Origin of the sequence: Stella humosa (assembly GCF_006738645.1) — a bacterium.
In the GTDB taxonomy this organism is placed as follows: Bacteria; Pseudomonadota; Alphaproteobacteria; order ATCC43930; family Allostellaceae; genus Allostella; species Allostella humosa.
The window spans coordinates 2,939,447-2,965,339 of the sequence record NZ_AP019700.1; the positions used below are offsets into that span (position 1 = coordinate 2,939,447).

Sequence of the window (25,893 nt, forward strand, 5' to 3'; positions counted from 1 at the left end):
GCGTCAGCGCGCCGCCGCTGCCCGCCGTTCGACGATCGCCTTCACCACCAGCGTGACGAGCGACAGCATCGCCAGGATGGTGGCCGCCGCGAAGGCGCCGACCGCGTTGTAGTCGTTGTAGAGCAGTTCGATCTGAAGCGGCAGCGTGTTGGTCTCGCCGCGCACGTTGCCCGACACGACCGACACCGAGCCGAACTCGCCGACCGCGCGCGCGGTGCAGAGGATGGTGCCGTAGAGCAGCGCCCACTTGATGTTGGGCAGGGTGACCCGGCGGAACATCTGCCAGGCGCTGGCGCCCAGGATGTGGGCCGATTCCTCCTCGTCCGTGCCCTGTGCCTGCATCAGCGGCAGAATCTCGCGCACGACCAGGGGGCTGGTGACGAACATCGTCACCAGGATGATGCCGGGGATCGAGAAGATGATGCGGATGTCCCATTCCGCCAGCCAGGGGCCGAGATACCCCTGGGCGCCATAGAGCAGCACATAGATGACGCCGGCCACGATCGGCGAGACCGAGAAGGGCAGCTCGATCAGGGTGGTCAGCAGGCGCTTGCCGCGGAAGCGGAACTTGGCGAGCGCCCAGGCCGCCGCCAGCCCGAACAGCATGTTCAGCGGCACGGTGACTAGGACGACCAGGACCGTCAGCCCGATCGCCGACAGCGTGTCGGGCTCGGCCACCGCCGTCAGGTAGGCGCCCCAGCCGCGGCGCAGGGCCTGGGCGAAGATCAGGACCAGCGGCATCGCCACAAGCAGCAGCGTCAGCCCGGCGCCGAGCGCCACCAGGAACCATGCGCCGGCGCCGGACGGCCGCCGGGCTGCGCCCGTCTCGCGGCCGGGGCCGCCCCTAGCCGCGGCCGGCATGGCGTCCCTGCCAGGCTTGCAGCATGTTGGTGGCCAGCAGGATCGCGAACGAGGCCAGCAGCACCACCGAGGCGATCGAGGCTGCGGCCGGATAGTCGAACTCCTCCAGCCGGATGAAGACGAGGAGCGCGGTGATCTCGGTCACGTTCGGCATGTTCCCGGCGATGAAGATGACGGCGCCGAACTCGCCCAGGCTGCGGGCGAAGGCGAGCGCGCAGCCGGCCACGAGTGCGGGCAGGATCGCCGGCAGGATGACCCGGTGGAAGCGCTGGAAGGCGGTCGCGCCCAGCACGGTCGCGGCCTCCTCCACCTCCGCATCCAGGTCTTCCAGCACCGGCTGCACCGTGCGCACGACGAAGGGCACGCTGGTGAAGGCCATGGCGACGGCGATCCCGGGCCAGGCGTAGGCGACCTTGATGCCGGCCGGCTCCAGGAACTGGCCGAGCCAGCCGTTGCGCGCGAAGAGCGTCGTCAGCGCGATGCCGGCCACCGCCGTCGGCAGGGCGAAGGGCAGGTCCATCATGGCATCCAGGATGCGCCGGCCGGGAAAGCGGTAGCGCACCAGGATCCAGGCCATCAGCAGTCCGAAGCCGGCATTGAAGGCGGTCGCGGCCAGTGCCGCCGTCACCGTCACCCGGTAGGACGAGACCGCGCGCGGGCCGGTGACGATGGCGACGAACTCCGTCCACCCCGTCGCTGTCGCCTTGGCGACCAGCGCACCCAGGGGCAGCAGGACGATCAGGCTGAGATAGAAAAGCGTGCAGCCCATCGCGAGCGCGAAGCCGGGCAGCACATGGGGGGAACGGCGCATCGGGGGCTGGATTCCAGACGGCGACGGCCGGGGACGATCCCCGGCCGCGCCTTCGACGGATGAAGGATACTAGCGGCGGACGAAGATGCGGTCGAGCGTACCGCCATCGGCGAAATGGGCGGCATTGGCCTTCTCCCAGCCGCCGAACACGTCCTCGACCGTCACCAGGCGAACCTTAGGGAAGCTGGCCGCATGGCGGGCGACCACCGCCGGCTCGTGCACGCGGTTGAAGTTCCGGGCCAGGATATCCTGCGCCTCGGCGGAATAGAGATACTCGAGATAAGCGGTGGCGACGGCGCGCGAGCCGCGGCGGTCGACCACCTTGTCGACGACGGCGACGGGGAACTCGGCCAGGATGCTGACCGAGGGCACCACGATGTCGAACTTGTCGGCGCCATACTCGCGGCGGATGCCGTTCACCTCGGCCTCGAAGGTGATCAGTACGTCGCCGATCTCGCGCTCGACGAAAGTGGTGGTGGCGCCGCGCCCGCCGGTGTCGAACACCGGCACGTTGGCGAGCAGGGCCTTCACGAAATCGGCCGCCTTGGCGGCGTCGCCCTTTTCCTTCTCCAGCCCGTAGGCGAAGGCCGCCAGGTAGGTGTAGCGCGCGTTGCCCGAGGTCTTGGGGTTGGGGAAGACGCTCTTGACGTCCGGCCGCACCAGATCGGCCCAGTCCTTCACGCCCTTGGGATTGCCCTTGCGCACCAGGAAGGCCGGCAGCGAATAGAACGGCGAGGCGGCGTTGGGCAGGCGCTTCTTCCAGTCGGCCGCGACATAGCCGCCGCGATCGACCAGCACCTGCACGTCCAGCACCTGATTGAAGGTGACGACGTCGGCCTGCAACCCTTCGAGGATCGAGCGGGCCTGGCGCGAGGAGCCCGCATGCGACTGCTTGATGGCGATCGCCTGGCCCGACTTGCCCTTCCAGTACTCGGCAAAGGCCGGGTTGATCTGCTGGAACAGCTCGCGCGAGATGTCATAGGAGACGTTGAGGATCTCGGTCACCGCGCGGTCCTGGGCGGCGGCGGGCAACGAAGCCAGCGTCAGGCCGGCGATGGCGGCGCCCAACAGGGTGCGGCGGGAATGGATGGTCATGGCTTCCTCGGGCGGATGAAATGGGAATCAGGCGGCCGGCGCCGGCACGGGATCGCGCCCTGCCCCGCCGCCTTGGCCGCCGAAGACGCGGGCCTGGCGGGCGGTCAGGCGGACCCGCTGGCCGACGGCCAGGCGGCCCGCGCTGGCGACCTCGCGCGGCAGCTCGATCTCGATGATGCCGGCGGGCGATTGCAGCTCGACCTCCAGCCGGGCGACGGGGCCGACCAGCCAGATGAAGCGGATGTGCCCGGGGGCGTCGGCGTCGGGAACGACGTCGATCTCCTGCGGGCGGACGAAGACGGTGGCCTCGGTCTCGCCGGGCACGGCGATGCGGGGCAGCTCGATGCCTTCAGCGATGATGCGCCCCGCCTCGACCCTGCCCGGCAGGGCGTTGACGCTGCCGAGGAACCTCTGGACGAAGGGGGTAGCCGGCTGGTCATAGAGCTCGTGCGGGCGGCCCACCTGCTCGATGCGGCCCTGGCTCATCACCACCACCCGGTCGGCCAGCTCCAGCGCCTCTTCCTGGTCGTGGGTGACGAAGATGGTGGTCATGCCAAGCTCGTCGTGGAGCCGGCGCAGCCAGCGCCGCAGTTCCTTGCGCACCTTCGCATCGAGCGCGCCGAAGGGCTCATCCAGCAGCAGCACCCGCGGCTCCACCGCCAGCGCACGGGCCAGCGCCACGCGCTGGCGCTGGCCGCCCGAGAGCTGGTCCGGGTAGCGGTCGACCAGCGCCTCGAGCTGTACCAGCCGCAGCAGTTCGCGCACCCGGGCCGCGATGTCCGCCTTGCCGGGCCGGGTGGCACGCGGGCGCACCTGGAGGCCGAAGGCGACGTTGTCGGACACCGTCATATGGCGGAACAGCGCGTAGTGCTGGAAGACGAAGCCGACGCCGCGCTCGCTGGCGCGGACACCCAGCGCGTTGCTGCCATGCATGCGCAGCTCGCCCCCGTCGGGCCATTCCAGCCCGGCGATGATCCGCAGCAGTGTCGTCTTGCCCGACCCGGACGGCCCCAGCAGGGCCAGCAGCTCGCCGTCGGCCACCCGCAGGTGGATGTCGTCGAGGGCGGCGAAGCGGCCGAAGTTCTTGGCGATGCCGACGATATCAATGCTCACGCGTGCACTCCATGCCGGGCCGCGGCGCATGGCCGGCCCGGGCGCCACTCGATGATCTCGCGGGCTGCGTCCGGCACTATCGGCAAGGCACCGGAGATGCGCAAACGAGACTTCCCGCGGGTCCGGGTCAAGTATTTCTCGGGTCGGCGGCTGCGGTTGAGGCAGAATGCGGCCACCCATCCTCCTTGCCGGAGAAGCCCCCATGCTGTTCGAAGGCTTTCGAACGGGCGACGCCGCCACCGGCGTCGGCCCGATCCGCTACGTCGTCGGCGGCAAGGGCCCGCCGCTCCTGCTGCTGCATGGCCACCCGCAGACCCACGCCATGTGGCACCGCGTGGCGCCGATGCTGGCGCGTGACTTCACCGTGGTCGCGAGCGACCTGCGCGGCTATGGCGACAGTGCCAAGCCCGAGAGCGACCCCAGCCACGCCCCCTACTCCAAGCGCGCCATGGCCGTCGACCAGGTGGAGCTGATGGCGGGCCTGGGCTTCGACCGCTTCGCGCTGGTCGGCCATGACCGCGGCGGCCGGGTTGGCCATCGCCTGTGCCTGGACCATCCGGGCCGCGTCACCGCGTTCGCCGCACTCGACATCATCCCGACCCGGTCGATGTTCCGGCAGATCCGGCTGGCCTGGGCCAAGCCCTACTATCACTGGTTCTATCTGGCCCAACCCTTCGACTTGCCGGAGCGGATGATCGGCGCCGATCCCGACCATTATCTCGCCTGGCACATGGAGAAGCGGCAGCCGACCAAGGCCGCGATCTTCGACCCCGAGGCCATGGCCGAGTATCGCCGCTGCTACCACCTGCCCGGCACCATCCACGCCATCTGCGAGGATTACCGGGCGGCCGCCAGCATCGACCTGGAGCATGACGAGGCCGACCTCGACCGCCGCATCGAATGCCCGATGCTGGCGCTGTGGGGGGCGACCGGCGTGGTGGCCCAGCATTTTGACCCGATCGCGGAATGGCGCGAGCGCGCCAGCGACGTATCGGGCCGGGCCATCGCTGCCGGCCACTACCTGGCCGAGGAGGCGCCGGACGAGACTTGCGAGGCGTTGCGCGCCTTCCTCAGTCAGCCGGCCACGGTTGGAGTGGCGGGCGGCCACGGACCTTGATAGGCAAAGGCGCGCCTCATCCAGCAGCGGAAGCCCGCATGACCGCCCCCCTCCACATCGCCGATGGCGAGTTCGTCCATGCCGTCACCATGGACGACCTTGCGCGCTATCACGGCCGCGACTTCTTCAACGGGCTGGCCCAGGCCTTCGTGGTCGTGCGCGAGGCGACGCTGCGGCTGGGCGGCGGGCAGCCGCTCGACCGGCGGCGCATCCGCCTCGTCCTCGGCCTCGACCCGCCGGGCGTGGTGGACGGGTTCGAATACCTGACCCGCGCCTTCTCCGACCGCCGGGTCGTCATCGACCGGCGCATCGGCATCGGCCCGGAATCCTTCGACGGGCACTATTATTTCGAGCTGCAGTATGGCGGGCGGCGCCTCGTCTTCGTGCTGCGCGACGACATCGTGCCCGAGGGCTATTCCCAGATGGCCAGGCGCGGCTTCGCCCGCCTGCTGGATGGCGAGGAAATGCGCCGCTGGAGTGCCGGCAAGCGCGACATCGCCGACCGCATCCTGGCCCGGCCGGCCGAGGAGTCGTTCCACATCGAGGGGCCGTCGCCGGCATGAGCGAGCATCTGCGGCCGGTCGTTTTCACCCGCGCGGGCGCGTTGAAGGGTGCCCGAGACGCCTTGCCGATGGCCCTCAGCAGCATCGCCTTCGGCCTGGTGTTCGGCGTGGCCGCCCGCCAGGCCGGCCTCAGCCTGGCCGAGGCATCGCTGATGAGCGCGCTGGTCTTTGCCGGCTCGTCGCAGTTCGTGGCGATCGGCATCTGGGGCAGCCCGGTGCCGGTGTTCGCGGTCGTGCTGGCGACGCTGATCGTCAACGCCCGGCACCTGCTGATGGGGGCGTCGCTGCGCCCCTGGTACAGCCGCCTCACCCGGCGCCAGGCCTATGGCTCGCTCTTCTTCATGACCGACACCAACTGGCCGCTGCAGCTCCAGGCGTTCCTGCGCGGCGAGCGCGAGGGCGCTGTGCTGGTGGGCAGCGGGCTCTTCATGCTGTCGACCTGGGTCGCATCCACCGCCTTCGGCCATGCCGCCGGCGCGGCGATCGGCGACCCGCGCACCTGGGGGCTGGATTTCACCGTGGTCGCCTTCTTCGCGGCCGTACTGGTGAAGCTGTGGCGCGGGCGGGGCGACGCCATGCCGTGGCTGATCGCCGCCGTGACGGCCGTGGCCGTGCATCTGGCGGTGCCGGGGTTCTGGCACGTCATCGCCGGCGCGCTGGCCGGCTCCATCGCGGGTGCCATCCGCGACACAAGCGGGAAGGCCGGCCATGGCGCCTGAGGCCTGGTCGCTGGACCCGCTGGCGGTCACCGCCATTCTCGGCATGGCGGCCGCCACCTACGCCATGCGGGCGGGCGGCTTCTGGATCATGCGCTGGCTGCCGATGTCGCGCGGGATGGAGGCCTGGCTGCGCCACATCCCGGGTGCGGTCATCGTATCGCTGCTGGCGCCGATGGTGGCGCGCGGCGGCTGGCCGGAGGTGATCGGCACCGTCGTGGCGGCCGCCGTGATGCGGGTCGCCGGCCATGACCTGGTCGCGATCATGGCCGGCATCGCGTCGGTCGCCCTGCTGCGGCAGGTTCTCTGACGGGCTACTTCTGGGCGCCTGGCATGCGGATCATGTGGCCGTCCCCGTCCCGACCGAGATAGACGGCGCGGCGGCCGTTCAGATAGACGACGTACTGCGTGCAGCCCGCCGCCATCAGCTTGGCGGGAAACGCCGCGTGTTGCGCGTCCGGCCCACGCATCGACATCAACGCCGCCTCGATCCCCCGGGCGGAGAAGGCCTGGGCGACCGGCTCCGTCGACATCCTCGGGAACGGTATGTCGTGGTGGTCGTCGTCGCGGCCGAAGAGCGTCATCACGCTGGTCAGAAAATCGACCCGGTAGCTGCGGACGCCGGCCTCGGCCAGCGCCCTGGCAGCTGCGAGAGCGGTTGTCTTCCCGGCCCGAATCTCTGCGAATACCGCCTCGGCGGCGGGGATATCCATGCTCATGGGCGGATCCAGGTCTCGGAGAAGGCAAGGAAAGCGGTCGTGATCGGCCGGCCGACCATGTCGCGCGGGATCGGCTTGCCCGGCAGCGGGCGGCCGTCGACGGTGGCACTGGCGCGGCCGGCACCGGCGAACAGGCTCAGCATGATGTGCTTGCCCGTGGCCGAGTGCGCGACCGGCAGTTCAAGTGCGAAGGGCGTGCCGATATCCATCCAGGACATCGCCACCTCCATGCCGTCGCCGACCACCGTCTCGGTATAGGTCGAAGACGTGTCGCCCGTGGTCGTCACCCGGTCGAGCCCGGCATAGCGCAGGCCGTTCATGGCCGGCGTTCCCTTGAAGGCGCCGAAGTTGGACGCATAGTCGGCGATCAACCAGCGGGCGAGCGGCTCGTTGTCGGTCAGGCAGACATTGTCGGCATGGCCCGATTCCTGCGGCCGGCGGACCATGAGCAGCGCATTGCCACGGCCGTGCGGCGAGACCACGACGCGGAAGAAGCTGAGCAGCGTGACGAAGGGCCCGTTCGGATCCTCCTTCAGGTACATGCCCGGGTTTTCACCCGACCAGTCCACGGTTCCGGGATATGCCGGCATACAGTCCTCCCTTCAGAGTAGTTTGGCGGCGAGGATATCGGTGGCGGCGGGCTTGCGCCAGTTTCCCATGGCCGGAACGTTGATCGCGGCCGGCTGGCCTCTATATCGAGACAAGACGCAATCACGCCAGACATGGAGCCAGAGCATGGACCGTAGGGCTTTTCTCACCGGTGCCGCCGTCGCCACGGCAGCCGGCGCCGTGCCCGGGCTGCTGCAGATCCGCCCGGCATTCGCCGCCGCCCCCGCCATCGGCAGCGCCGCGCCCGAATTCCAGCTCGCCAGTGCAACCGGCGAGACCGTCAGCCTAGCCCAGTTCAAGGGCAAGGTCGTCGTCCTCGAATGGACGAACCACGACTGTCCGTTCGTGCGCAAGCACTACAACGGCGACAACATGCAGGCCCTCCAGCGTGAGGCCCGCGACCAGGGCGTGGTCTGGCTTACCATCGTGTCCTCGCCGGCCGGCGAGCAGGGGCATGTAACGCCGGCCGAGGCCGTCTCGCTGTCGCAGAGCCGCAAGGCCGTGCCGGCCCATGTGCTGCTTGACCCCAAGGGCACGGCCGGCCGGGCCTATGCCGCCCAGGTCACGCCGCATATGTACGTGATCGACCCGCAGGGTCAGCTTCGCTACATGGGCGCCATCGACGACAAGCCGAGCGCCAACCCCGAGAGCCTGAAGACCGCGGCCAACTATGTCCGCCCGGCCATGGCGGCCGTGCTGGCCGGCAAGACCGTCGATACGCCGGTCACCCGCGCCTATGGCTGCACCATCAAGCTGGCGCCGCAGACCACCTGACGATTCGCCACCCGGCCGCCCGTTGCGGCGGCCGGGCGGTCGGGTTCAGTCGTCGCCCATGGCGGCCGCGCGCTCGGCCGCCACCGCGTCGGCATTGGAATTGAACAGCCGCGCACCCAGCCGCCGCACGTCTTCCAGGTAGAGGAAGATGACCGGCGTGATGAACAGCGTCAGCAACTGCGAGAAGAGCAGGCCGCCGACCACCGCCACGCCCAGCGGCTGGCGCAATTCGGCGCTGGCGCCATGGGCGACCGCGATCGGCAGGGCGCCGGCGATGGCTGCCATCGTCGTCATCATGATCGGGCGGAAGCGCTTCAGGCAGGCTTCCTCGATGGCCGTGCGCGCGTCCATCCCCTGCTCGCGCTGCGCCTGGAGCGCGAAGTCGATCATCATGATCGCATTCTTCTTCACGATGCCGATGAGCAGCACGATGCCGATGATGGCGATCACGCTGACCTCCAGCCCCATGTAGCGCAGGCCGAGCAACGCCCCGATCGCCGCGGCCGGCAGGCCGGACAGGATGGTGATCGGGTGGATGAAGCTCTCATAGAGGATGGCCAGGATCATGTAGATGACCAGGACCGCCGCCCCCAGCAGGATGCCCTGCCCGGCCAATGCAGCCTGGAAGACCTGGGCCGCACCGGAGAAGCCCGTAGTCACGCTGGCCGGCAGCACCAGCTCGCGCTCGAGCGCTAGCACGGCGCTGACCGCGTCGCCCAGCGACGTGCCGGGCGCCGTGTTGAACGAAATGGTGACCGAGGGAAGCTGGGCCTGGTGGTTCACCGTGACGGGGCCCGCCTGCCGCTTGATCTCTGCGAAGGCATCCAGGGCCACGAGCTGGCCGGACGCACTGCGCACGCGCAGCTTGGACAGCGCCTCGACGCTCTGCTGGAAGCGCGGCTCGACCTCCAGGATCACCTGGTAGGAGTTGGACGAGGTGAAGATGGTCGACACCTGGCGGGTGCCGAAAGCGCTGTAGAGGGTGTTGCGGATCTGCTCCGACGACACGCCCAGGCTGGCGGCGCGGTCGCGGTTGATGTTGATCAGCGCCTCCGGCCCGCGGATCTGCAGGTCCGTGGTGACGTCGCGCAGGGCCGGCAGGCCGCGCATGCGGTTTTCGAGGATGCTGGCCCAGCGATAGAGCTCCTCGGTCGAGGGGCTCTGCACCGTGTACTGGTAGAGGCTCTTGGCCGAACGGCCGCCGATATTCAGGTTCTGCGTCTTCTGGATGTAGACATTGACGCCCGCGATCTCGGCCAGCTTCGGGCGGACCCGGCGGATGATCTCGTCGGCGCCGGCCCGCTCCGCCCGCGGCTTCAGGCCGATGAAGAGCCGGCCCTGGTTGACGGCCGGATTCCACACGGTGGCACCCGCCGAGGCGTTGACCTGCGACACGCCGGGATCGGCCTCGAAGATCTTCGACACGCGCTGCTGGATTTCGGCCATCGCGGCGAACGACGTGTCCTGCCCGGCCTCGGTCGTCACGGCAAGCTGGCCCGTGTCCTCCAGCGGGAAGAAGCCCATCGGCGAGGTCATGAACAGGTGAATCGTGAGGGCCACCGTGCCCAGCGTCACCACCAGCATGATCGGGCGGAAGCGCAGGACGACGCGCAACACCCGCGCATAGCCGTGTACCAACGCCTCGAACGCACCCTCCGCGATGCGGTGGAAGGCACCCTGCTGGTCCTTGGGCGGCTCGGGCTTCAGCAGCCGGCTGCACAGCATCGGCGTCAGGGTGAGCGAGATGAAGGCCGAGATCAGGATGGCGATGCTGACGACGACCGCGAACTCGAAGAACACCCGGCCGACCACGCCGCCCATGAAGAAGATCGGGATGAACACCGCGACCAGCGACAGCGTGATCGAGATGATGGTGAAGCCCACCTCGCGGCTGCCCTTGAAGGCCGCGGCCCACGGGCTCATGCCCTCCTCGATGTGGCGGACGATGTTCTCGAGCACGACGATGGCGTCGTCGACCACCAGGCCCGTCGCCAGCGTGAGCGCCAGCAGCGAGATGTTGTCGATGCTGAAGCCGAAGAAATACATGCCGCCGAAGGTGGCGATCAGCGAGATCGGCACCGTCACCGAAGGGATGAAGGTGGCCGCTGCCCGACGCAGGAAGAGGAAGATGACGAGGATCACCAGCGCGATGGTGAGGCCCAGCGTGAACTCGACGTCGTGGATCGCCTCGCGGATCGGCTGCGAGCGGTCGATGAAGACCTCGAGGTTGACGGCCGGCGGCAGGATGGCGCGGAACTGCGGCAGCAGCGCCTTCACCCCATCGACCACGTCGATGGTATTGGCGCCGGGCTGTTTCTGGATCGCCAGCACGATCGAGCGCGTGCCGTTGATCCAGCTTGCAGTGCGATCGTTCTCGACGCTGTCGACCGGATTGGCGATGTCGCCCAGGCGGACCGGCGCGCCGTCCTTGTAGGCGACGATCAGAGGCCGGAATTCCGATGCGCGCTGCATCTGCCCGGTCGCCTGAAGCGTGACCGCCTGGGTGGGGCCGCTAAGGCTGCCGATCGGCGTATTGGCATTGGCGCTGGCGAGGGCGCGCTGCACCTCGTCGATGCCGATGCCGCGGGCCGCGAGCTGGTCCGGATCGACCTGGACCCGCACGGCGAACCGTTGCGGCCCGTATATCTGCACCTGGGCGACGCCGGTCAGGGTGGATACGCGCGGCGAGATGATGGTGTCGACATAGTCGGTCACCGCCGACAGCGGCAGCACCGGCGAACTCAGCGTCAGCAGCAGCACCGGCTGGTCGGCCGGGTTGACCTTGCGGAACGATGGCGGTGTCGTCATCTCCGGCGGCAGACGGCGCTGGGCGCGCGAAATGGCCGACTGGATGTCGAGTGCCGCCGAATCGATGTTGCGGTCGAGGTCGAACTGGATGGTGATCTGCGTCTGACCCAGGCCGCTCGACGAGGTGATCGAGCTGATGCCGGCGATGGTCGAGAACTCCCGCTCGAGCTGGGTGGCCACCACGGCCGCCATGGTGTCCGGGTTGGCGCCGGGCAACTGGGCGGTGACGCTGATGGTCGGGAAGTCCACCTGCGGCAGGGCCGAGATCGGCAACGTGCGATAGCCGAACAGTCCGCCCAGCACGAGCGCCAGGGTGATGATGGTCGTCATCACCGGTCGCCGGATGCAGATCGCCGAGATGTTCATGGGGCCTGGCCCTTGTCCGGAATCGGCTGTCAGGAGGTGGGGGTACGCGTGGCCGGGGCGGCGCGCTGGTCGCGCACCCGGGTGCCCTCGGTCAGCCGGAGCTGTCCTTCGACGACGACGCGTTCGCCGGCCTGGAGGCCCTCGCGGATGACGGCGCGCTCGCCGACCACGCGGGAGACCTTCACCGTCCGCACGGAAGCCGTCATGTCGGGCTTCACGACATAGAGATAGTCGCCGTTCTGCCCCACCTGGAGGGCGGCCGCCGGCACGGTAATCGCGTTCTTCTCGGTCCGCAGGGTCGCCACGACGTTCACGAACTGGCCCGGCCACAGCCGGCTGTCGGCGTTGGGCATCGTCGCCTTCAGCGCGATCGTGCCGGTCGCGGCGTCGATATTGTTGTCGACGAAGGTGACGATGCCGGACATGGCCGGGCCCGTATCCTCCGGAATGGTCGCCTCGACGCGGATCTCAGCCTGGTCGTCGGCCCGGCGGATCTCCGCCAGGTCCTTCTGGGTGGCGGTGAACGAGACGTAGATCGGCCGGATCTGGGTGATGGTGACAAGCGTGCCGGTGTCGGCCGCGCGCACCACGTTGCCCTTCTTCAGGGCAACTGCCCCGGTGCGGCCGTCGATCGGCGCCCGGATGGTCATGTAGCTGAGCGTCAGGCGCGCATTCTCCACGGCGGCCTCCGTCGCGCGCACGACCGCTTCCTGCACGGCCGCCGTCGTCTCGAGCTGGTCGTAGCGCTGGCGCGACACGAAGTCCCGCTGGGTAAGCTCGGATGCGCGGCGCACCTCGGCGCGGGCCTGCTGGGCCTGGGCACGGTCGCGGGCGAGGTTCGCTTCCACCGCACGCAGGGTCGCCTCAGCGCTGCGCCGGTCCAGGACGAACAGCACCTCGCCTGCCTTCACGTCCTGGCCTTCGCGGAAGGCCACCTCGGCGATCTCGCCGTCGACGCGCGGCTTCACCCCGACGGTGGCGATGGCCTGGACGCGGCCGATGGTCGCGACCTGCACCGGCATGTCGCGTGCCTCGACCGGCGCCATCACCACGGGCTCGGTCCGCGCCTGCGCCGGTTGCGCGGGAGCGGACGGCTTGGCCGGCGGCTGAAGCCCGGCCATCTGCGATATCTCGGCCCGCCACTGATATCCGGCGACCGCCGCCGCGACCAGGAAGGCCAACAGGAAGAAGCGTTTCACTAGGGCATCCCCATGGGTCAGGGCGGGGGTCTATGCCGCTCGGCGTTCCGGCAACGCAATTTAGAGACCAGTTTGGCGCGATCCGGCCATAACGGTGACATATCGCAGATAAACTACCACGAAATCGGTGGTGATGTAGAGGGGACCCGGAGGCCATCCCGATGCATCGCTCGCGATCGGAATGGCCCGGAGCATCCGATCAGTGGGTGACGCGACCGCCCGCAACCGGCAGGGAAATGCCGCTGACCCATTTCGACTCGTCGCTGCCGAGATAGAGGCAGGCGTAGGCAACGTCGTCGGGGTCGCCCAGGCAGCCCAGCGGGTGATCCGACAGCATGCGGTCCATCTCGGCGTTCGACATGCTGTCGATGAGGTTCGCCGTCAGCGGCGTGCGGATGAGGCCGGGCGCCACCAGGTTCACCCGGATGCCCTTGGGCCCCAGCGTCAGCGCCAACTGCCGGGTCATGCCGATCATGCCGGCCTTGGCTGTGGCATAGGCCAGCCGGTTCGGCGACCCCTTCATGCCGGCGACCGAGCCGATGAGGACGATCGCCCCGCCCTGCCCCATGGCCTTCAGCGACTCCTGGACGACGACGAAGGCGCTGGTCGTGTTCAGCTCGTAGGTCGTGCGGAAGCCTTCCAGCGTCACGCCCTCGATGTTCTTTCGCTCGGGATTGGCGCCGGCAGAGTGCACGACGATGTCGATGCGGCCGAACCGGGCCACGATCTTGTCGACGGCGGCCTTCACCTGGGCCGGGTCGGTGGCGTCGCCGGGTACGTCCAGGACCCCATCGCCGATGTCGGCAGCAGCGGCTGCCAGCACGTCGGCCCGGCGCCCGAGAATGGCGACCTTGGCGCCCTCGCGGTGATAGAGCTTGGCGGTCGCCAGGCCGAGGCCCGTGCTGCCGCCGGTGATGAATACGACCTTGTCCTTGACCCGCATCGGCTTCCCCTCCGGAAATGAGAGGCGGAGTATGCGGCTGCGAATCGTTTCAGGCGAGGGTGCCCATGGAATTTCGACGGCTCGGCGACAGCGGCCTGCAGGTCTCGCGGATCTGCCTCGGCACGATGATGTTCTCGCAGCCGACGGATGCCGCCGAGGCCGATCGCATTGTCGGGATGGCGCGCGACGCCGGCATCAATTTCGTCGATACGGCCGACTTCTATGGCCATGGCGGGTCGGAGCGGATGCTGGGCGCGGCGATCGCGCGCGACCGCGACCGCTGGGTGGTGGCGACCAAGGTGGGGCTGCCGATGGGTGCAGGGCCGCACCGGTCCGGCCTTGGCCGGAAATGGATGCTGCGCGCGATCGACGACAGCCTGTCGCGCCTGGGCACCGACCATGTCGACATCTGGTATCTCCACACCGACGATCGGACGACGCCGCTGGAAGAAACGCTGTCGGCGGCGGGCGATGCGATCCGCGCCGGCAAGGTCCGCTATCTCGGCCTGTCCAACTTCGACGGCTGGCGCATGGTGGAGGCGGTGCGACTGTGCCAGCGCATGGGGCTGCCGCAGCCCATCGTCAGCCAGCCGCTCTACAACCTGGCGACCCGCGGCAACGAGGCCGAGCACCTGCCGGCCTGCCGCGCGCTGGGCCTGGGCGTCGTGCCCTACAGCCCATTGGCGCGCGGCGTCCTGACGGGCAAGTACCGGGCGGGCGCGACGCCGCCGGCCGAAAGCCGGGCCGGGCGTGGCAACAAGCGGCTGCTGGAGACGGAGTTCCGGCCGGAATCCTTCGCGCTCGCCGAGGCGGTGCGCGCCCATGCCGCCGCCCGCGGCCTGACCGCCGAGGCCTTCGCGGTCGCCTGGGTGCTGGCCAACCGGCTGGTGACGTCGGTGCTGGCCGGGCCGCGCACGGTCGAACAGTGGCAGGGGTATCTGGCTGCGGCCGCGGTCATGCTCGATGCGGACGACGAGGCGTTCGTGGACGGGCTGGTCGCGCCCGGCCATGCATCCACCCCCGGCTACACCGACCCGTCCTTCCCCGTGCGCGGCCGCATCGTCGCTGCCAGCCCGTCGCGGGCGGCCAGCTAGGCCGCGAGCGAGGTGCGGCGCATGCAGCGCGCGTAGGCGGCGACGAAGCGGTCGACATCCTCCTCGTCGTTGTAGACGTGCGGGCTGATGCGCAGCCGGCCGACGCGGGGAGCGGCGAACGCCTTCTCCGCGGCCAGGGCCTCGATGAACCCGGCCGGCATGCCCCGGGGGAAAGAGACGCTGAGAATATGCGGCGCGCGCAGGGCCCGTGCCGGCAGGGCGGCGCCGGCGCCGGCCAGCCCCTCCTCCAGCCGTGCGGTGAGCATCGCACAGCGCTCGCCGACAGCCCGGTGCCCCCACGACGCCATCAGCTCAAGCCCGACCGCCGCCATCTCGAGGCCGACGAAATGGTCGCGCTCGCCCATGTCGAAGCGCCGCGCGGTGGGCGCATAGGACAGGTCGGCCATGTAGGGTCCGCGTTCGGCATGGACGGCCTTGCGGCCGAAGCCGGTCTGCTCCAGCGGCACGCCGTCCTGGTGGCGCGGCGCGATGTAGGCGAAGGCACGACCGTAGGGACCGAGCACCCACTTGTAGGTGGGGAATATCAGGAAGTCGGGATCCAGACGCTTCACGTCGAGATTTATCATGCCGACGCCATGGGTCGCATCGATGAGCAGTGCGGCCCCCTTCGCCCGCGCCGCCGGGGCGATGCGCTCCATGTCCAGCAACGCCCCGTCGGACCAGTGGATGTTCGAGATCGAGACGACCGCCAGCGGCGCCGCGGGCCGCGCGATCGCCTCCTCCATGGCGGCGGTCCAATCGCCGTCTGCGGGGCGCTGCACCGTCTCGACGGTGAAACCCTGGGCCGGCGCCCGGGCCAGCCATTCCAGCACGGGCGAGGTGTGGTCGTCCTCGAACACCAGCACGCGCGACCCGCGGGGCGGCGCCAGGATCTTGCCCGCGATGGCAACGCCGTAGGAGACGGACGGGATCACCGCGATGTCATCGGCCGCGGCCCCGATCAGGGCGGCGGCGGCGGCGCGAGCGCGCTCGATCACGCGGCCGGGCAGCGCCGGATCGATCTCCCAGGGATGGGTCTTGCGCGCGGCGCCGGCTTGCCCGGCCGCCTGCACGGCCAATGGCAGCGGCGACCAGGCGGCGGCGTTGAAGTAGGCCACTTCGCGCGGGATATCGAAGAGCTGGCGCTGCGATGCGAGCATGCCGGGCGTCCTTTGATGTTCCCGACCGAGCTTACAGCAGCCCCGCGTCCGCGCAAACGCAAGGCCGCGCCGGATCAGTCCCCCGGCCGGCGCCAGGGCGGCCGGCGCTCGATCTCAGCGTCGATCTCGCCGCCGACCAGGATCAGCGTGGCCGACAGCCAGATCCAGATCATGAAACCGATTGCCGCGCCCAGCGACCCATAGGTCTGGTTGTAGTCGGCGAAGTTCGCGACATACCAGGAGAAGAGCATCGAGAAGACGATCCAGGCCAGTGCTGCCACCAGGCTGCCGAGCAGGATGCCCGGCCAGTACGCTCGACCCGAGGGGCCGGTCGACTTCGGGCCAGGCGCGGTTGGCCGGCAAGGACCCCAGCGATAGAGGATCACCAGCCCGGCCACGAGCGCGATCGCCAGCGCCGGCCAGCGCATCCCGTTCAACAGCCGCTCGGCATCGCCGCCCAGGCCGATCCAGCCGATGACGGCTGGCACCACGACCACGCCGGCCACCGCCAGCAGCAGGAACGATATCGCGCCGAAGGTGAAGGTCAGGGTCTGCAAGGTGAGGCCGACGAAGGAGCGCGTCTCGCGCATGCCGTGGACGATGTTGAGGGCGTCGAACAACGCCTTCATGCCGGCGTTGGCGCTCCACAGCGACACCACGAGGCTGGCGGCGAGCGTGAGGCCCAGCGTCTCCGGCGGCCGCGCCGTAATGCGCGAAACCTGCCCGCCGATGACCTCCACCGCACCCGCGGGCAGGAAGAAGTAGAGCTGGCCCAGATGCTGGGAAATCTTCACCGGATCGGCCACTAGGCCGTAGAGCGACACCAGGGCCGCGACGGTCGGGAAGATCGCCAGCAGGGCATAGAAGGTGACCCCGGCCGCCACCGACAGCACCCGGTCGTCCCAGATCTCGCGATAGACCCGCGCACCGAGGTCGGTCCAGCCGCCGCGCGGCGGGTCGGCCGCCACCGGCTCGACCGCCGGCGGCTCGGAGCGCAGCACGGGAACCATGGGATCCGGCAGCGGCACAATCGCCGATGCCGCCGCCTTCAATTGCGATAGCCGCAACGCAGCCTGGCGGCGCAGGCGCTGCCGGCGGCCCTGCTGGATGCCGGTCGCCGCCAGGGACCCCAGCAGCAGCAGCACGGCGAAATGGGTCTTCAGGGGGGTGCGGGCGGGTGGCCGTTGTGTCTTCACCCGCCCGCAACGGCGCTGCGCGCCTGCGGGTTCCGTATCCGCGCGCTACATCCGGCGGTGCAGCCGCTGGTCGAGTGCCAGCATCGCGGAATTGACGGCGATGGCGACGCCCGCGATCAGCAGCGTGACGGCGAAGATCGACTTCACGTCATAGACGTTGACCGCCCGCATGATGAGGAACCCCAGCCCGCGCTGGGAGGCGAACAACTCGCCGATCAGCGAACCCAGCAGGGTCAGCGAAAAGCCGATGCGGAAGCCCGTCACGATCTCCGGCAACGTGGCCGGGATCAGGATCTTCAGCGCCATCTGGCTGGGCGACAGGCGCATGGACCGCGCGGCGCGCAGATAGACCGGGTTCAGCGAGCGCACGGCGTTCAGCGTGAAGATGGCGACCGGGATGATGCCATGGATGGCGCCAAACGCCACCTTGGCCGACAGGCCCAGGCCGAACATCAGCAGGATGACGGGATAGAGCGTCACCTTGGGGATGGAGTAGATCGCGATCAGGATCGGCTCGAACACCAGCCCGGCCGGGCGCCAGCCGCCCAGCACCAGGCCGATCAGCAGCCCGCCGCCCAGCGCGATCGCCAGCGCCTGCGAGAAGGCGGCCATCGTCTCCCGGGCATGGCCCCAGAAGTCGGGCGTGCGCATCATCTCGGCCAGGCGGTTGACGGTCTCCGCGGGCGAGGTGACCGCGATCGAGCCGGTGATCCAGTGCAGCACCTGCCACACCGCGAAGACGAAAAGCAGCACGCTGCCGATATGGATGAGGCGGTCGCGCATTTCCCTACCCCCTCGACCGGCGGCGCAGCAGCCGCTGCTCGTAGCTCCACAGGCTCATGTTCACCGTAGTGACCAGGCCCAGGATGAAGAGCAGCAGGCCGTACATCGTGCGGTTGTCGAAATTGTCGTAGGCATAGGCGATCTGGTGGCCGATGCCGATGCCGGACAGGATGAACTCGCCGGCGATGACGCCGATGAAGGAATAGGCGACCGACAGCTTGATGCCGGTGAAGAGGTAAGGCGCCGTCGACGGCAGCACGATGTACCAGGCCGTCTGCACCGGCCCAAGTCGGTTGGTCCGCGCCACCTTGATCAGCACCCGGGGGATGCGGTCCAGGCCATTCATGGTGTTGATGATCATGGCCACGACGGCGAAGAGGAAGCCCAGGATCACCAGCGGCACCCGCGTCATGCCGAACAACACGATGAAGATCGGATAGAAGACGAAGTGAGGCACGGCGTAGTAGGCCGCGAACAGGGGGTCCATCAGCCGCCTGAGCGGCGGCAGCCGGTGGAGGATGACGCCCGCCACGAAGCCGACGGAAACGGCCGAGCACAGGGCAGCCGCCACGGTCAGCAGCGTCGCCTGGATGTCGTGGTTCATCCGCCCGGTCGACAGGATGTCGACCAGCGAGGTCACCATCTCCGATGGCGGGATCAGGGTCTGGCGCTTGACGTAGCCCAGGCGCGCGATCGCCTCCAGCCAGCCAAAGAATGCCACCACGATCCCGAGGCGAATCCAGCCATAGCGGGTCATCGTCACCGTCCAGAATTCTGCCGGGGATGGAAGGAGGGCCGCCGCGCTGGCGGCCCTCCGGCAATCAGCTACGCAGGTCGGCCGGCAGCAGCGAGCGGTCGATCAGCTTGTTCCAGTCGGGATCGCCCTTGATCGCATCGACCAGCTTCAGGCCCTTCACCATCTCGTTCATCGAGGCGACATCGAGCGAGCCCGCGCCCCAGAACTTGGTGGCGGCCATGTTCTTGACGGCGTTGATGGCGATCTTCTCGTCCAGGTCATAGGCCTTGGACAGGATCTTCCCGGCCTCTTCCTGGTTGGCATAGAGCCAGTCGACCGCCTTGGCCCGGCCGATGATGAGCGCGGCCAGCTTCTTGGGCTCCTTCTTCAGGAACTCGGGCGTGGTCACGCCGACCGTCTGCGTCACCGGCGGCAGGATTTCGGACGCCGCGAAGGCGACGCGGTACTTGCCGGCGTAGATCGAGACCTGCGGCTCGCTCGCCAGCGTGGCGTCGACGCCGCCGCTCTCCAGGGCCGTGAACCCCGCGCCGATCGCCCCGGTGGAGATGAGCTGCACCTTGTCCCGGGGGATGTTCAGCTTGTCCATGATCATGAACATGGTCGTCTGGCTGACCGAGCGCGGGCTGGTGTAGCCGATGCGCTTGCCCTCCAGGTCCTTGATCGACTGCAGCGGCGAATCGAGCTTGGCCATCCAGACGTTGGAATGGGCGACCGTGCCGGCATGGATGATGCGCAGGTCGAAGCCTTCGGCCGCCGCGGCGACCACCGCCGGCAGGGCAACCTCGCCATAGGGGAAGTCGCTGGCGAAGACGTTGCGCACCGTGGTACCGCCGCCCTTGGACGTCAGGACGCCGGAGACCTCGATCCCCGCATCCTTGAAGAAACCCTTCTGCATGGCGACCGCATAGGGCAGCCCGTAGAGCTGCGAGCCCCAATGGGTGACCGAAATCTGCACGGCCTGGGCGTGGGCCCGGGGGGCGACGGCGACGCCCGAAACGGCGGTGACTGCCAGTGCTCCGACAGCCATCGAAATGATCTTGCGCATGGACTCTCCTCCCTGGACCGGCGTTAGAATGACGGCCTCATCAGGTAAAATATACTCAATGGAGGGAATGAGCCAATGGCTGGACCGAATGGTCGGCGCTCCCTGGCTGCGCGCCTGAAGGACAAGCGGATCATCGTGGCACCCGGCGTATACGACGCCGTGAGCGCCAGGATTGCCGATCGCATGGGCTTCGAGGCCCTCTACATGACCGGATACGGCACCGTCGCCTCCCACCTCGGCCTGGCCGATGCGGGCCTCGCCACCTACAGCGAAATGGTGGGTCGCGTCGCGATCATCGCCGAAAACACGACGACCCCGCTGATCGCCGATGCCGACACCGGCTATGGCGGGCTGCTGAACGTGCGCCGCACCGTGCAGGGCTACGAGGCGGCCGGTGCCGCCGGTATCCAGATCGAAGACCAGGAGATGCCCAAGAAGTGCGGCCACACGCCGGGCCGTCGCGTCGTCGCGATCGAGGAGATGGTGCAGAAGATCCAGGTCGCCGCCGACGCCCGGCGCCACGACGACACCGTCATCATCGCGCGCACGGATGCGCGCACGACGCTCGGCATCGACGAGGCCCTGCGCCGGGGCGAGGCCTATGCCAAGGCCGGCGCCGACGTACTCTTCATCGAGTCGCCGGAGACGACCGAGGAGTTGGCGATGATCGGCCGCAGCTTCGACGTGCCGGTGCTGTGCAACGTGGTCAACACGGGTCGCACGCCGGAGCTGCCGTCCAAGCAGCTAGAGGAACTGGGCTTCGGGATCGCGATCTATCCCGGCATGGCGCTGAAGGCCGCCTCGCAGGCGGTGACGGCGGCCTATTCCTACCTGCACGACACCGGCGCCACGCTTGGCATCAACGTGCCGCTGATGGACAGCAAGGATCTCCACGAGCTGATGGGCTTCCCCGACGTATGGGAGTTCGAGAAGCGGTGGCACACCGGCACGGGTGCCGCGGAATAATCAGTAAGGAAACGCCGATGACGCCCCCCCTGCCCGCCACCCGCCAGCCTCGGACCATCATCGACAAGATCTGGGACGCCCATGTCATCACCGAGCAGAATGGCGAGACGCTGCTCTATGTCGATCGCCACCTGCTGCATGACGGCTCGTTCCATGCCTTCGACGCGCTGAAGGCCGAGGGCCGCAAGGTAGCGCGCCCGGCCCAGGCGATCGCCATGCCCGACCACTACGTGCCGACCACCGGCCGCCGCTTCGGCATTCCCGTCGCCGACTACCGCAACCTGGTGGACGGGCTGGTCGCCAACACGGCCGAGGCCGGCATCACCCATTTCGGCATGGACGACCCACGCCAGGGCATCGTCCACATCGTCGGCCCCGAGCAGGGCTTCACCCAGCCCGGCATCGTGCTGGTCTGCGGCGACAGCCACACCTCGACCCACGGCGCCATGGGCGCGTTCGCCTTCGGCATCGGCGCGTCCGAGGTGAAACACGTGTTGGCAACGCAGTCGATCTGGCAGCGCCGGCCCAAGACCATGCGCATCGATGTGACGGGCACCCTGCCCCAGGGCCTGGGCGGCAAGGACATCATCCTGGCCATCATCGGCCAGATCACGGCCGCGGGCGCCTCAGGCCATGCGGTGGAGTATGCCGGCCCCGCCATCCGCGCGCTCTCGATGGAAGGCCGCCTGACTGTCTGCAACATGTCGATCGAAGCCGGCGCCCGCGCCGGCCTGATCGCGCCGGACGACACGACCTTCGAGTATCTGGCCGGCCGGCCGTACGCCCCCAAGGGCAAGTACTGGGACGCGGCACTGGCGCACTGGCGTAGCCTGCCGACCGACGACGGCGCGCAGTATGCCCGGACCGTCACCGTCGACGTCTCCAACATCGCGCCGATGCTGACCTGGGGCACCAGCCCCGAGGACGCGCTGCCGATCGACGGCCGGGTGCCCGACCCCGCCACGCTGGACGATCCCGTCCGGCGTGAGAGCAAGACCAAGGCGCTGGAGTATATGGGCCTGAAGCCGGGCACGCCGCTGTCCGAGATCGAGGTCGATCGCGTCTTCATCGGCTCGTGCACCAACGGCCGGATCGAGGACCTGCGCGCGGCTGCCGCCGTCGCCCGCGGCCGCAAGGCCAAGGTGCCGGCGCTCGTGGTCGCCGGCTCCGGCCTGATCAAGGCCCAGGCCGAGGCCGAGGGGCTGGACCGGGTGTTCATCGAGGCCGGCTTCGAGTGGCGGGAGCCCGGCTGCTCGATGTGCGTGGGCATGAACGGCGACACCATGTCTGCCGGCATGCGCTCGGCCTCCACCTCGAACCGCAACTTCGAGGGCCGCCAGGGCAAGGGTGCCCGCACCCACCTGATGAGCCCGTCGATGGCGGCGGCCGCCGCCGTCACCGGCCACTTCACCGATTTCCGCCGCCTGGACCAGGCGTGAGCCGGGGAGACGATCCATGGAAAAGTTCCAGACCATCACCGCCGTCGCCGCCCCGCTGGAGGTCGCCAACTGCGACACCGACCGCATCATCCCCGCTCGCTTCCTGAAGGCCCGGCGCAGCGAGGGCTACGGCAAGAACCTCTTCCGCGACGTGCGCTATGACCGGGACGGCAATCCTCTGCCGGATTTCCCGCTGAACAAGCCGGCCTACAAGGACGCGAAGATCCTGGTGGCGGACGTGAACTTCGCGTGCGGCTCGTCGCGGGAGGCCGCCGTCTATGCCCTGCACGACGCCGGCTTCCGTGCCGTCATCGCGCCCAGCTATGGCGACATCTTCTTCAACAACTGCTTCAAGAACGGCGTGCTGCCGATCGTCCTGCCGGCCGACCAGGTGGCGGCGATCCGCACGGCCCTGGCCGAGCAGCCGGGCAGCACCCTGACCGTCGACCTGGAGAACCAGACGGTCACCCGCGGCAACGACGTGTGGAGCTTCGAGGTCGACCCGCAGCGCAAGGAATGCCTGCTGGAGGGCCTGGACGACATCAACCTGACGCTGCAGCACCGCGACGCGATGGGCAGCTTCGAACAGCAGTACCAGGCCGACCGGCCCTGGATGGGATCGCCCGCATGACGCGCAACGTTCTGATCATCCCCGGCGACGGCATCGGCATCGAGGTGATGGCCGAGGCCCGCCGGATCGTCGAGTGGCTCAACGCCCATCGCGGCACCGCCATCACGCTGACCGAAGGCGAGATGGGGACCGAGGTCTGGCGGCGCACGGGCGTGCCCATGTCGGACGAGACGATCGAGGCGGCCAAGTCGGCGGACGCGGTGCTGTTCGGCGCGGTCGGCGGCGACGAGATCATCCCGCGGCCGATCCGGCGCGCACGCGGCCTGCTGGCGCTCCGCCGGGCCATGGGGCTCTATGCCAACCTGCGGCCGGTGAAGGCCTACGAGGCGCTGCTTGACGCCACCAGCCTGAAGGAGCGGGTGGCGCGCGGCGTCGACCTCGTCGTCCTGCGCGAACTGTCGAGCGGGGTCTATTTCGGCGAGCCGCGCTTTACCGAGACGCTGCCCAGCGGCAAGCGTCGCGCCGTCGACACCCAGGTCTATACCGAGGAGGAGATCGAGCGCATCGCGCGCGACGCCTTCCTGCTCGCCCGCACGCGGCGCGGCCAGGTGGCATCGGTCGAGAAGAGCAACGTCATGGAAACGGGTCGCCTGTGGCGCGACGTGGTGACGGCGCTGCACGCGGCCGAGTTCCAGGACGTGGCCCTGCGCCACGTGCTATCGGACAACTTCGCCATGCAGATCATCCGCGACCCGCGGCAGTTCGACGTGGTGGTGACCGACAACCTGTTCGGCGACCTGCTGTCGGACGCCTCGGCCATGATCGCGGGCTCGCTCGGCATGCTGCCGTCCGCCAGCCTCGGCACCGCCGACGCCAGCGGCCGCCGCCCGGCCCTCTACGAGCCGGTTCACGGCTCGGCCCCGGACATCGCCGGCAAGGGCATCGCCAACCCGATCGCGGCCATCCTCAGCGTCGCCATGATGCTGCGGCACTCGTTCGGCCTCACGGCGGATGCCGAACTGGTCGAGAAGGCGGTGGAAGCCGCCCTGGACGGCGGCGCTCGGACGGCCGACCTCTACGTGCAGGGCGGCATCCAGCCGGTGACGACGGCCGGGATGACGAAGGCGATCATGGAAAAGTTGGAGGCGCTGGCGGTATGACAATGCCGGACAGGGAGGGACGGCAGCGCCGAACTTCCCGTCCACGGCGGCTTTCGGGCACGGCGGCCTTTCGGGCTATGCCGCCTGCCTATTCCTTGGCGGTCAATTCATCGCCTGGATCCGGTGGATTTCCGACACCGGGCCGGCCGAGGATCGCCAGTGCCTTGGGAACATCGGCACGCGCCCCTCGCTCGGAGAAGAAGCTCTCCGTCCGGAGCGCAGAGAGTTTCTCTGCCACGGCCACGTTGATGAATTGATTGAGCGCAACACCCTCGCTCTCGGCTACTTTTCGCGCCTCATCGAGCAGAGAGGGTTGAAGACGCAAGGCGAAGTTGCTCTTTCTCATTTCGTGGCCTCCAGGCGCTGTGCCGCTTCTGCCGGTCGCAGGATCTCCAATCCGAACCGTTGGCCGGCACGCATAAAATCTCGAACATTATAGGTGACTATTGCTGCGGCCCGGCCATTCACCGCGGTCTCCAGCACCATGTCGTCGTCCGGGTCCGCAAGAGTGGGCCGCCATAGGAACGCGAGCACAACCGGATCCGCGATTGCTCCCACCGCATCGAGCAAGACTTGCGCGTCCTCGACGGTGATGCGTGCTTTCGCCAAGTGTTCTGGCCGCGTCAGGACGGCCTCGTATTCGAACATCAATAGCACCGATACCAGGATCGTCAGGCGCCTCTCGAGTGCTGCGACGAGCAATCGACGCGACGCGCCCAGATCGCTCCGGACGGCTGCCACCAGTGTCGACGTATCAAGCACCACTCGCACGATACTAGATTAGATATCGCCCGCGATATGACAATGGGGTAACCGCACCGGGCGATCACCGTCCCGCCACATCCACCACCAGCACCCGGAACGTCGACCGCTGCCCGGCGCGCAGGATGGTGAGGTCGACCGAGCCATTGACCCCGGCGCGCTCGACGGCGGCGGCGAGGTCGCTGAGCGTCTTGGCCGGGCGGCCGTCGACCGCGATGATGATGTCGCCGACCGCGCCGCTGCGCGGGTCGGCACCCCGCAGGCCGGCATTGGCGGCCGGGCTGCCGGGCAGCACGCGTTCGATGGCGATACCGCTCTGGCCGGGTATCGCGTCCTCTGGCAGCGCCACGATGCCGATGCCGGGGCGCGGCACGCGACCATCTCGGATGAGGGCCGGGACGACGCGGTTGACGGTGTCGACCGGCACCGCGAAGCCGATGCCGGCCGAGCCGCCGCCCTCGGAGATGATGGCCGTGTTGACGCCGATCAGGCGGCCGGCCGAATCCAGCAGCGGCCCGCCGGAATTGCCGGGATTGATCGCGGCATCGGTCTGGATGACGCCCGCGATCTCGCGGTGGGACGCGGTCGGCAGGCGCCGGTCGAGGGCCGAGACGACGCCGGTCGTCAGGGTCCGGGCCAGCCCGAACGGGTTGCCGATGGCATAGGCGAACTGCCCCACCTTCAGGTCGGCCGAGGTGCCGATCGGGATGGGGCGCAACTCGATGCGGGTATCGGCCAGGCGGATGACGGCCAGGTCGTGGTCGGGGGCGGCACCGATCACCCGCCCTTCGACCGTGGTCTCGTCGAACAGCCGGACGCGCACGCGCCGTGCCTGGTCGACCACATGGAAGTTCGTCACGACATGGCCCGAGGCGTCCCACAGGAAGCCGGTGCCGGTGCCGCTCTGGCGCGCACGGCCCTGCGGCGTGGAGACGACTGCGCCCTCGGTGAATATGTAGACGACCGACGGCGAGGCATTCTGGAACAGCTCGATGGTGTGCCGCTCGGCCGGGGCCAGCTCGCCGCGGGCGGCGACCACGCGCGGCTCGCTGCCGACCAGCCACAGGTCGCGCACGAACTGGTCGCCGATATAGATCGACGCCAGGATCAGCACCCAGATCACCGCATAGCGCACGAAGCTACCCTGCATCCCGGCCCCCGGCTCCCCTGCTGCGACCGCTTCCCTTTAGCATGGCGCGCGCCCGGGTCGAGCAGGCTTGATCCGGCGCCCCGGCCGTCCCATGCTCGCCCTTCCAGCCCGGCCGG

27 protein-coding genes are annotated in these 25,893 nt (G+C 68.9%); 10 read left to right on the forward strand and 17 right to left on the reverse strand.

Annotation, left to right across the window (positions count from 1 at the left end):
- Positions 1-3: 3 nt before the first annotated feature.
- The 4 genes from cysW to STVA_RS13820 form a co-directional block, all read right to left on the reverse strand.
- Positions 4-861, reverse strand: a complete 858-nt coding sequence (gene cysW / locus STVA_RS13805; protein ID WP_123688503.1) for a sulfate ABC transporter permease subunit CysW — start codon at positions 859-861, stop codon at positions 4-6.
- A complete protein-coding gene (gene cysT / locus STVA_RS13810) occupies positions 845-1,672 on the reverse strand; it encodes a sulfate ABC transporter permease subunit CysT (RefSeq protein WP_123688504.1) in 828 nt (275 codons plus the stop codon). Before cysT ends, cysW begins: the two co-directional genes overlap by 17 nt.
- A gap of 69 nt (positions 1,673-1,741) precedes the next feature.
- On the reverse strand, positions 1,742-2,767 hold the full coding sequence (locus STVA_RS13815) for a sulfate ABC transporter substrate-binding protein (RefSeq protein ID WP_123688505.1): 1,026 nt from the start codon (positions 2,765-2,767) through the stop codon (positions 1,742-1,744).
- 27 nt (positions 2,768-2,794) lie between these two features.
- The gene (locus STVA_RS13820; protein ID WP_123688825.1) at positions 2,795-3,880 is read right to left on the reverse strand and encodes a sulfate/molybdate ABC transporter ATP-binding protein; all 1,086 of its coding nucleotides are present in this window, start codon (positions 3,878-3,880) and stop codon (positions 2,795-2,797) included.
- Positions 3,881-4,082: 202 nt separating this feature from the next.
- On the opposite strand from STVA_RS13820, the gene STVA_RS13825 reads away from it, so the two are divergent.
- Genes STVA_RS13825 through STVA_RS13840 form a run of 4 tightly spaced genes read left to right on the forward strand, consistent with a single transcriptional unit; the run spans position 4,083 to position 6,586 of the window.
- A complete protein-coding gene (locus STVA_RS13825; protein ID WP_123688506.1) occupies positions 4,083-4,997 on the forward strand; it encodes an alpha/beta fold hydrolase in 915 nt (304 codons plus the stop codon).
- A 38-nt stretch (positions 4,998-5,035) separates the two neighbouring features.
- Positions 5,036-5,560 (forward strand): hypothetical protein, encoded by a 525-nt coding sequence (locus tag STVA_RS13830; RefSeq protein WP_123688507.1) that lies wholly within the window; start codon positions 5,036-5,038, stop codon positions 5,558-5,560.
- Positions 5,557-6,279, forward strand: a complete 723-nt coding sequence (locus tag STVA_RS13835) for an AzlC family ABC transporter permease (RefSeq protein WP_123688508.1) — start codon at positions 5,557-5,559, stop codon at positions 6,277-6,279. The genes STVA_RS13830 and STVA_RS13835 overlap by 4 nt, the downstream gene beginning before the upstream one ends.
- On the forward strand, positions 6,269-6,586 hold the full coding sequence (locus STVA_RS13840) for an AzlD family protein (protein WP_123688509.1): 318 nt from the start codon (positions 6,269-6,271) through the stop codon (positions 6,584-6,586). The genes STVA_RS13835 and STVA_RS13840 overlap by 11 nt, the downstream gene beginning before the upstream one ends.
- A 4-nt stretch (positions 6,587-6,590) precedes the next feature.
- Here the strand turns inward: STVA_RS13840 and STVA_RS13845 are convergent, their stop codons facing one another.
- Together STVA_RS13845 and STVA_RS13850 are read right to left on the reverse strand one after the other, a co-directional pair.
- On the reverse strand, positions 6,591-6,995 hold the full coding sequence (locus STVA_RS13845; RefSeq protein WP_123688510.1) for a DUF1398 domain-containing protein: 405 nt from the start codon (positions 6,993-6,995) through the stop codon (positions 6,591-6,593).
- Entirely contained in the window at positions 6,992-7,585 is a 594-nt protein-coding gene (locus STVA_RS13850) for a hypothetical protein (protein ID WP_142235763.1), read from the reverse strand. Before STVA_RS13850 ends, STVA_RS13845 begins: the two co-directional genes overlap by 4 nt.
- Positions 7,586-7,730: 145 nt before the next feature.
- Here STVA_RS13850 and STVA_RS13855 point away from each other — a divergent pair, with 145 nt between their 5' ends.
- Positions 7,731-8,378, forward strand: coding sequence for a redoxin domain-containing protein (locus STVA_RS13855; RefSeq protein ID WP_123688512.1), 648 nt, complete (start codon positions 7,731-7,733; stop codon positions 8,376-8,378).
- A 45-nt stretch (positions 8,379-8,423) separates the two neighbouring features.
- Here STVA_RS13855 and STVA_RS13860 read toward each other — a convergent pair whose 3' ends face one another.
- From STVA_RS13860 to STVA_RS13870, 3 genes are all read right to left on the reverse strand, one after another.
- The gene (locus tag STVA_RS13860) at positions 8,424-11,552 is read right to left on the reverse strand and encodes an efflux RND transporter permease subunit (RefSeq protein WP_123688513.1); all 3,129 of its coding nucleotides are present in this window, start codon (positions 11,550-11,552) and stop codon (positions 8,424-8,426) included.
- Positions 11,553-11,581: 29 nt separating this feature from the next.
- Positions 11,582-12,751, reverse strand: a complete 1,170-nt coding sequence (locus tag STVA_RS13865) for an efflux RND transporter periplasmic adaptor subunit (protein ID WP_123688514.1) — start codon at positions 12,749-12,751, stop codon at positions 11,582-11,584.
- Positions 12,752-12,950: 199 nt separating this feature from the next.
- The gene (locus tag STVA_RS13870) at positions 12,951-13,694 is read right to left on the reverse strand and encodes an SDR family NAD(P)-dependent oxidoreductase (protein ID WP_123688515.1); all 744 of its coding nucleotides are present in this window, start codon (positions 13,692-13,694) and stop codon (positions 12,951-12,953) included.
- Positions 13,695-13,759: 65 nt separating this feature from the next.
- Here STVA_RS13870 and STVA_RS13875 point away from each other — a divergent pair, with 65 nt between their 5' ends.
- On the forward strand, positions 13,760-14,788 hold the full coding sequence (locus STVA_RS13875) for an aldo/keto reductase (protein WP_123688516.1): 1,029 nt from the start codon (positions 13,760-13,762) through the stop codon (positions 14,786-14,788).
- On the opposite strand, the gene STVA_RS13880 is transcribed toward STVA_RS13875, so the two are convergent.
- From STVA_RS13880 to STVA_RS13900, 5 genes are all read right to left on the reverse strand, one after another.
- Complete coding sequence (locus STVA_RS13880) at positions 14,785-15,948, reverse strand: aminotransferase class V-fold PLP-dependent enzyme (RefSeq protein WP_123688517.1); 1,164 nt, start codon at positions 15,946-15,948, stop codon at positions 14,785-14,787. The two genes, STVA_RS13875 and STVA_RS13880, sit on opposite strands and share 4 nt — an antisense overlap.
- Before the next feature lie 74 nt (positions 15,949-16,022).
- Positions 16,023-17,144, reverse strand: a complete 1,122-nt coding sequence (locus STVA_RS13885; RefSeq protein ID WP_142235764.1) for a YihY/virulence factor BrkB family protein — start codon at positions 17,142-17,144, stop codon at positions 16,023-16,025.
- 45 nt (positions 17,145-17,189) lie between these two features.
- The gene (locus STVA_RS13890; RefSeq protein ID WP_123688519.1) at positions 17,190-17,927 is read right to left on the reverse strand and encodes an ABC transporter permease; all 738 of its coding nucleotides are present in this window, start codon (positions 17,925-17,927) and stop codon (positions 17,190-17,192) included.
- 4 nt (positions 17,928-17,931) lie between these two features.
- Positions 17,932-18,684 (reverse strand): ABC transporter permease, encoded by a 753-nt coding sequence (locus STVA_RS13895; protein WP_123688520.1) that lies wholly within the window; start codon positions 18,682-18,684, stop codon positions 17,932-17,934.
- A gap of 64 nt (positions 18,685-18,748) precedes the next feature.
- Positions 18,749-19,729 carry an ABC transporter substrate-binding protein gene (locus STVA_RS13900; protein ID WP_123688521.1) on the reverse strand — a complete coding sequence of 327 codons (981 nt, stop codon included), beginning with the start codon at positions 19,727-19,729 and terminating at the stop codon, positions 18,749-18,751.
- A gap of 75 nt (positions 19,730-19,804) precedes the next feature.
- On the opposite strand from STVA_RS13900, the gene STVA_RS13905 reads away from it, so the two are divergent.
- The 4 genes from STVA_RS13905 to leuB are packed head-to-tail and all read left to right on the forward strand — an operon-like array spanning position 19,805 to position 23,865.
- The gene (locus tag STVA_RS13905) at positions 19,805-20,695 is read left to right on the forward strand and encodes an isocitrate lyase/PEP mutase family protein (RefSeq protein ID WP_123688522.1); all 891 of its coding nucleotides are present in this window, start codon (positions 19,805-19,807) and stop codon (positions 20,693-20,695) included.
- A gap of 17 nt (positions 20,696-20,712) precedes the next feature.
- Positions 20,713-22,134 (forward strand): 3-isopropylmalate dehydratase large subunit, encoded by a 1,422-nt coding sequence (gene leuC, locus STVA_RS13910; protein ID WP_123688523.1) that lies wholly within the window; start codon positions 20,713-20,715, stop codon positions 22,132-22,134.
- A gap of 16 nt (positions 22,135-22,150) precedes the next feature.
- Positions 22,151-22,765 (forward strand): 3-isopropylmalate dehydratase small subunit, encoded by a 615-nt coding sequence (gene leuD / locus STVA_RS13915; RefSeq protein WP_123688524.1) that lies wholly within the window; start codon positions 22,151-22,153, stop codon positions 22,763-22,765.
- Complete coding sequence (leuB, locus tag STVA_RS13920) at positions 22,762-23,865, forward strand: 3-isopropylmalate dehydrogenase (RefSeq protein ID WP_123688525.1); 1,104 nt, start codon at positions 22,762-22,764, stop codon at positions 23,863-23,865. Before leuD ends, leuB begins: the two co-directional genes overlap by 4 nt.
- A gap of 88 nt (positions 23,866-23,953) precedes the next feature.
- Here leuB and STVA_RS13925 read toward each other — a convergent pair whose 3' ends face one another.
- From STVA_RS13925 to STVA_RS13935, 3 genes are all read right to left on the reverse strand, one after another.
- Positions 23,954-24,211: a toxin-antitoxin system HicB family antitoxin gene (locus tag STVA_RS13925; protein ID WP_123688526.1), complete on the reverse strand. Its 258-nt coding sequence runs from the start codon at positions 24,209-24,211 to the stop codon at positions 23,954-23,956.
- Positions 24,208-24,630: a putative toxin-antitoxin system toxin component, PIN family gene (locus STVA_RS13930; RefSeq protein ID WP_245978205.1), complete on the reverse strand. Its 423-nt coding sequence runs from the start codon at positions 24,628-24,630 to the stop codon at positions 24,208-24,210. The genes STVA_RS13925 and STVA_RS13930 overlap by 4 nt, the downstream gene beginning before the upstream one ends.
- A gap of 61 nt (positions 24,631-24,691) precedes the next feature.
- Positions 24,692-25,777 (reverse strand): S1C family serine protease, encoded by a 1,086-nt coding sequence (locus STVA_RS13935; RefSeq protein WP_123688528.1) that lies wholly within the window; start codon positions 25,775-25,777, stop codon positions 24,692-24,694.
- Positions 25,778-25,893 lie beyond the last annotated feature (116 nt).

What these genes read in the sequence shown, in the direction of transcription:
- cysW (WP_123688503.1), bottom strand. Translation starts at nt 861, where the DNA reads ATGCCGGCCGCGGCTAGGGGCGGCCCCGGCCGCGAGACGGGCGCAGCC.
- cysT (WP_123688504.1), bottom strand. Translation starts at nt 1,672, where the DNA reads ATGCGCCGTTCCCCCCATGTGCTGCCCGGCTTCGCGCTCGCGATGGGC.
- STVA_RS13815 (WP_123688505.1), bottom strand. Translation starts at nt 2,767, where the DNA reads ATGACCATCCATTCCCGCCGCACCCTGTTGGGCGCCGCCATCGCCGGC.
- STVA_RS13825 (WP_123688506.1), top strand. Translation starts at nt 4,083, where the DNA reads ATGCTGTTCGAAGGCTTTCGAACGGGCGACGCCGCCACCGGCGTCGGC.
- STVA_RS13830 (WP_123688507.1), top strand. Translation starts at nt 5,036, where the DNA reads ATGACCGCCCCCCTCCACATCGCCGATGGCGAGTTCGTCCATGCCGTC.
- STVA_RS13835 (WP_123688508.1), top strand. Translation starts at nt 5,557, where the DNA reads ATGAGCGAGCATCTGCGGCCGGTCGTTTTCACCCGCGCGGGCGCGTTG.
- STVA_RS13840 (WP_123688509.1), top strand. Translation starts at nt 6,269, where the DNA reads ATGGCGCCTGAGGCCTGGTCGCTGGACCCGCTGGCGGTCACCGCCATT.
- STVA_RS13845 (WP_123688510.1), bottom strand. Translation starts at nt 6,995, where the DNA reads ATGAGCATGGATATCCCCGCCGCCGAGGCGGTATTCGCAGAGATTCGG.
- STVA_RS13850 (WP_142235763.1), bottom strand. Translation starts at nt 7,585, where the DNA reads ATGCCGGCATATCCCGGAACCGTGGACTGGTCGGGTGAAAACCCGGGC.
- STVA_RS13855 (WP_123688512.1), top strand. Translation starts at nt 7,731, where the DNA reads ATGGACCGTAGGGCTTTTCTCACCGGTGCCGCCGTCGCCACGGCAGCC.
- STVA_RS13860 (WP_123688513.1), bottom strand. Translation starts at nt 11,552, where the DNA reads ATGAACATCTCGGCGATCTGCATCCGGCGACCGGTGATGACGACCATC.
- STVA_RS13870 (WP_123688515.1), bottom strand. Translation starts at nt 13,694, where the DNA reads ATGCGGGTCAAGGACAAGGTCGTATTCATCACCGGCGGCAGCACGGGC.
- STVA_RS13875 (WP_123688516.1), top strand. Translation starts at nt 13,760, where the DNA reads ATGGAATTTCGACGGCTCGGCGACAGCGGCCTGCAGGTCTCGCGGATC.
- STVA_RS13880 (WP_123688517.1), bottom strand. Translation starts at nt 15,948, where the DNA reads ATGCTCGCATCGCAGCGCCAGCTCTTCGATATCCCGCGCGAAGTGGCC.
- STVA_RS13890 (WP_123688519.1), bottom strand. Translation starts at nt 17,927, where the DNA reads ATGCGCGACCGCCTCATCCATATCGGCAGCGTGCTGCTTTTCGTCTTC.
- STVA_RS13895 (WP_123688520.1), bottom strand. Translation starts at nt 18,684, where the DNA reads ATGACCCGCTATGGCTGGATTCGCCTCGGGATCGTGGTGGCATTCTTT.
- STVA_RS13900 (WP_123688521.1), bottom strand. Translation starts at nt 19,729, where the DNA reads ATGCGCAAGATCATTTCGATGGCTGTCGGAGCACTGGCAGTCACCGCC.
- STVA_RS13905 (WP_123688522.1), top strand. Translation starts at nt 19,805, where the DNA reads ATGGCTGGACCGAATGGTCGGCGCTCCCTGGCTGCGCGCCTGAAGGAC.
- leuC (WP_123688523.1), top strand. Translation starts at nt 20,713, where the DNA reads ATGACGCCCCCCCTGCCCGCCACCCGCCAGCCTCGGACCATCATCGAC.
- leuD (WP_123688524.1), top strand. Translation starts at nt 22,151, where the DNA reads ATGGAAAAGTTCCAGACCATCACCGCCGTCGCCGCCCCGCTGGAGGTC.
- leuB (WP_123688525.1), top strand. Translation starts at nt 22,762, where the DNA reads ATGACGCGCAACGTTCTGATCATCCCCGGCGACGGCATCGGCATCGAG.
- STVA_RS13925 (WP_123688526.1), bottom strand. Translation starts at nt 24,211, where the DNA reads ATGAGAAAGAGCAACTTCGCCTTGCGTCTTCAACCCTCTCTGCTCGAT.
- STVA_RS13935 (WP_123688528.1), bottom strand. Translation starts at nt 25,777, where the DNA reads ATGCAGGGTAGCTTCGTGCGCTATGCGGTGATCTGGGTGCTGATCCTG.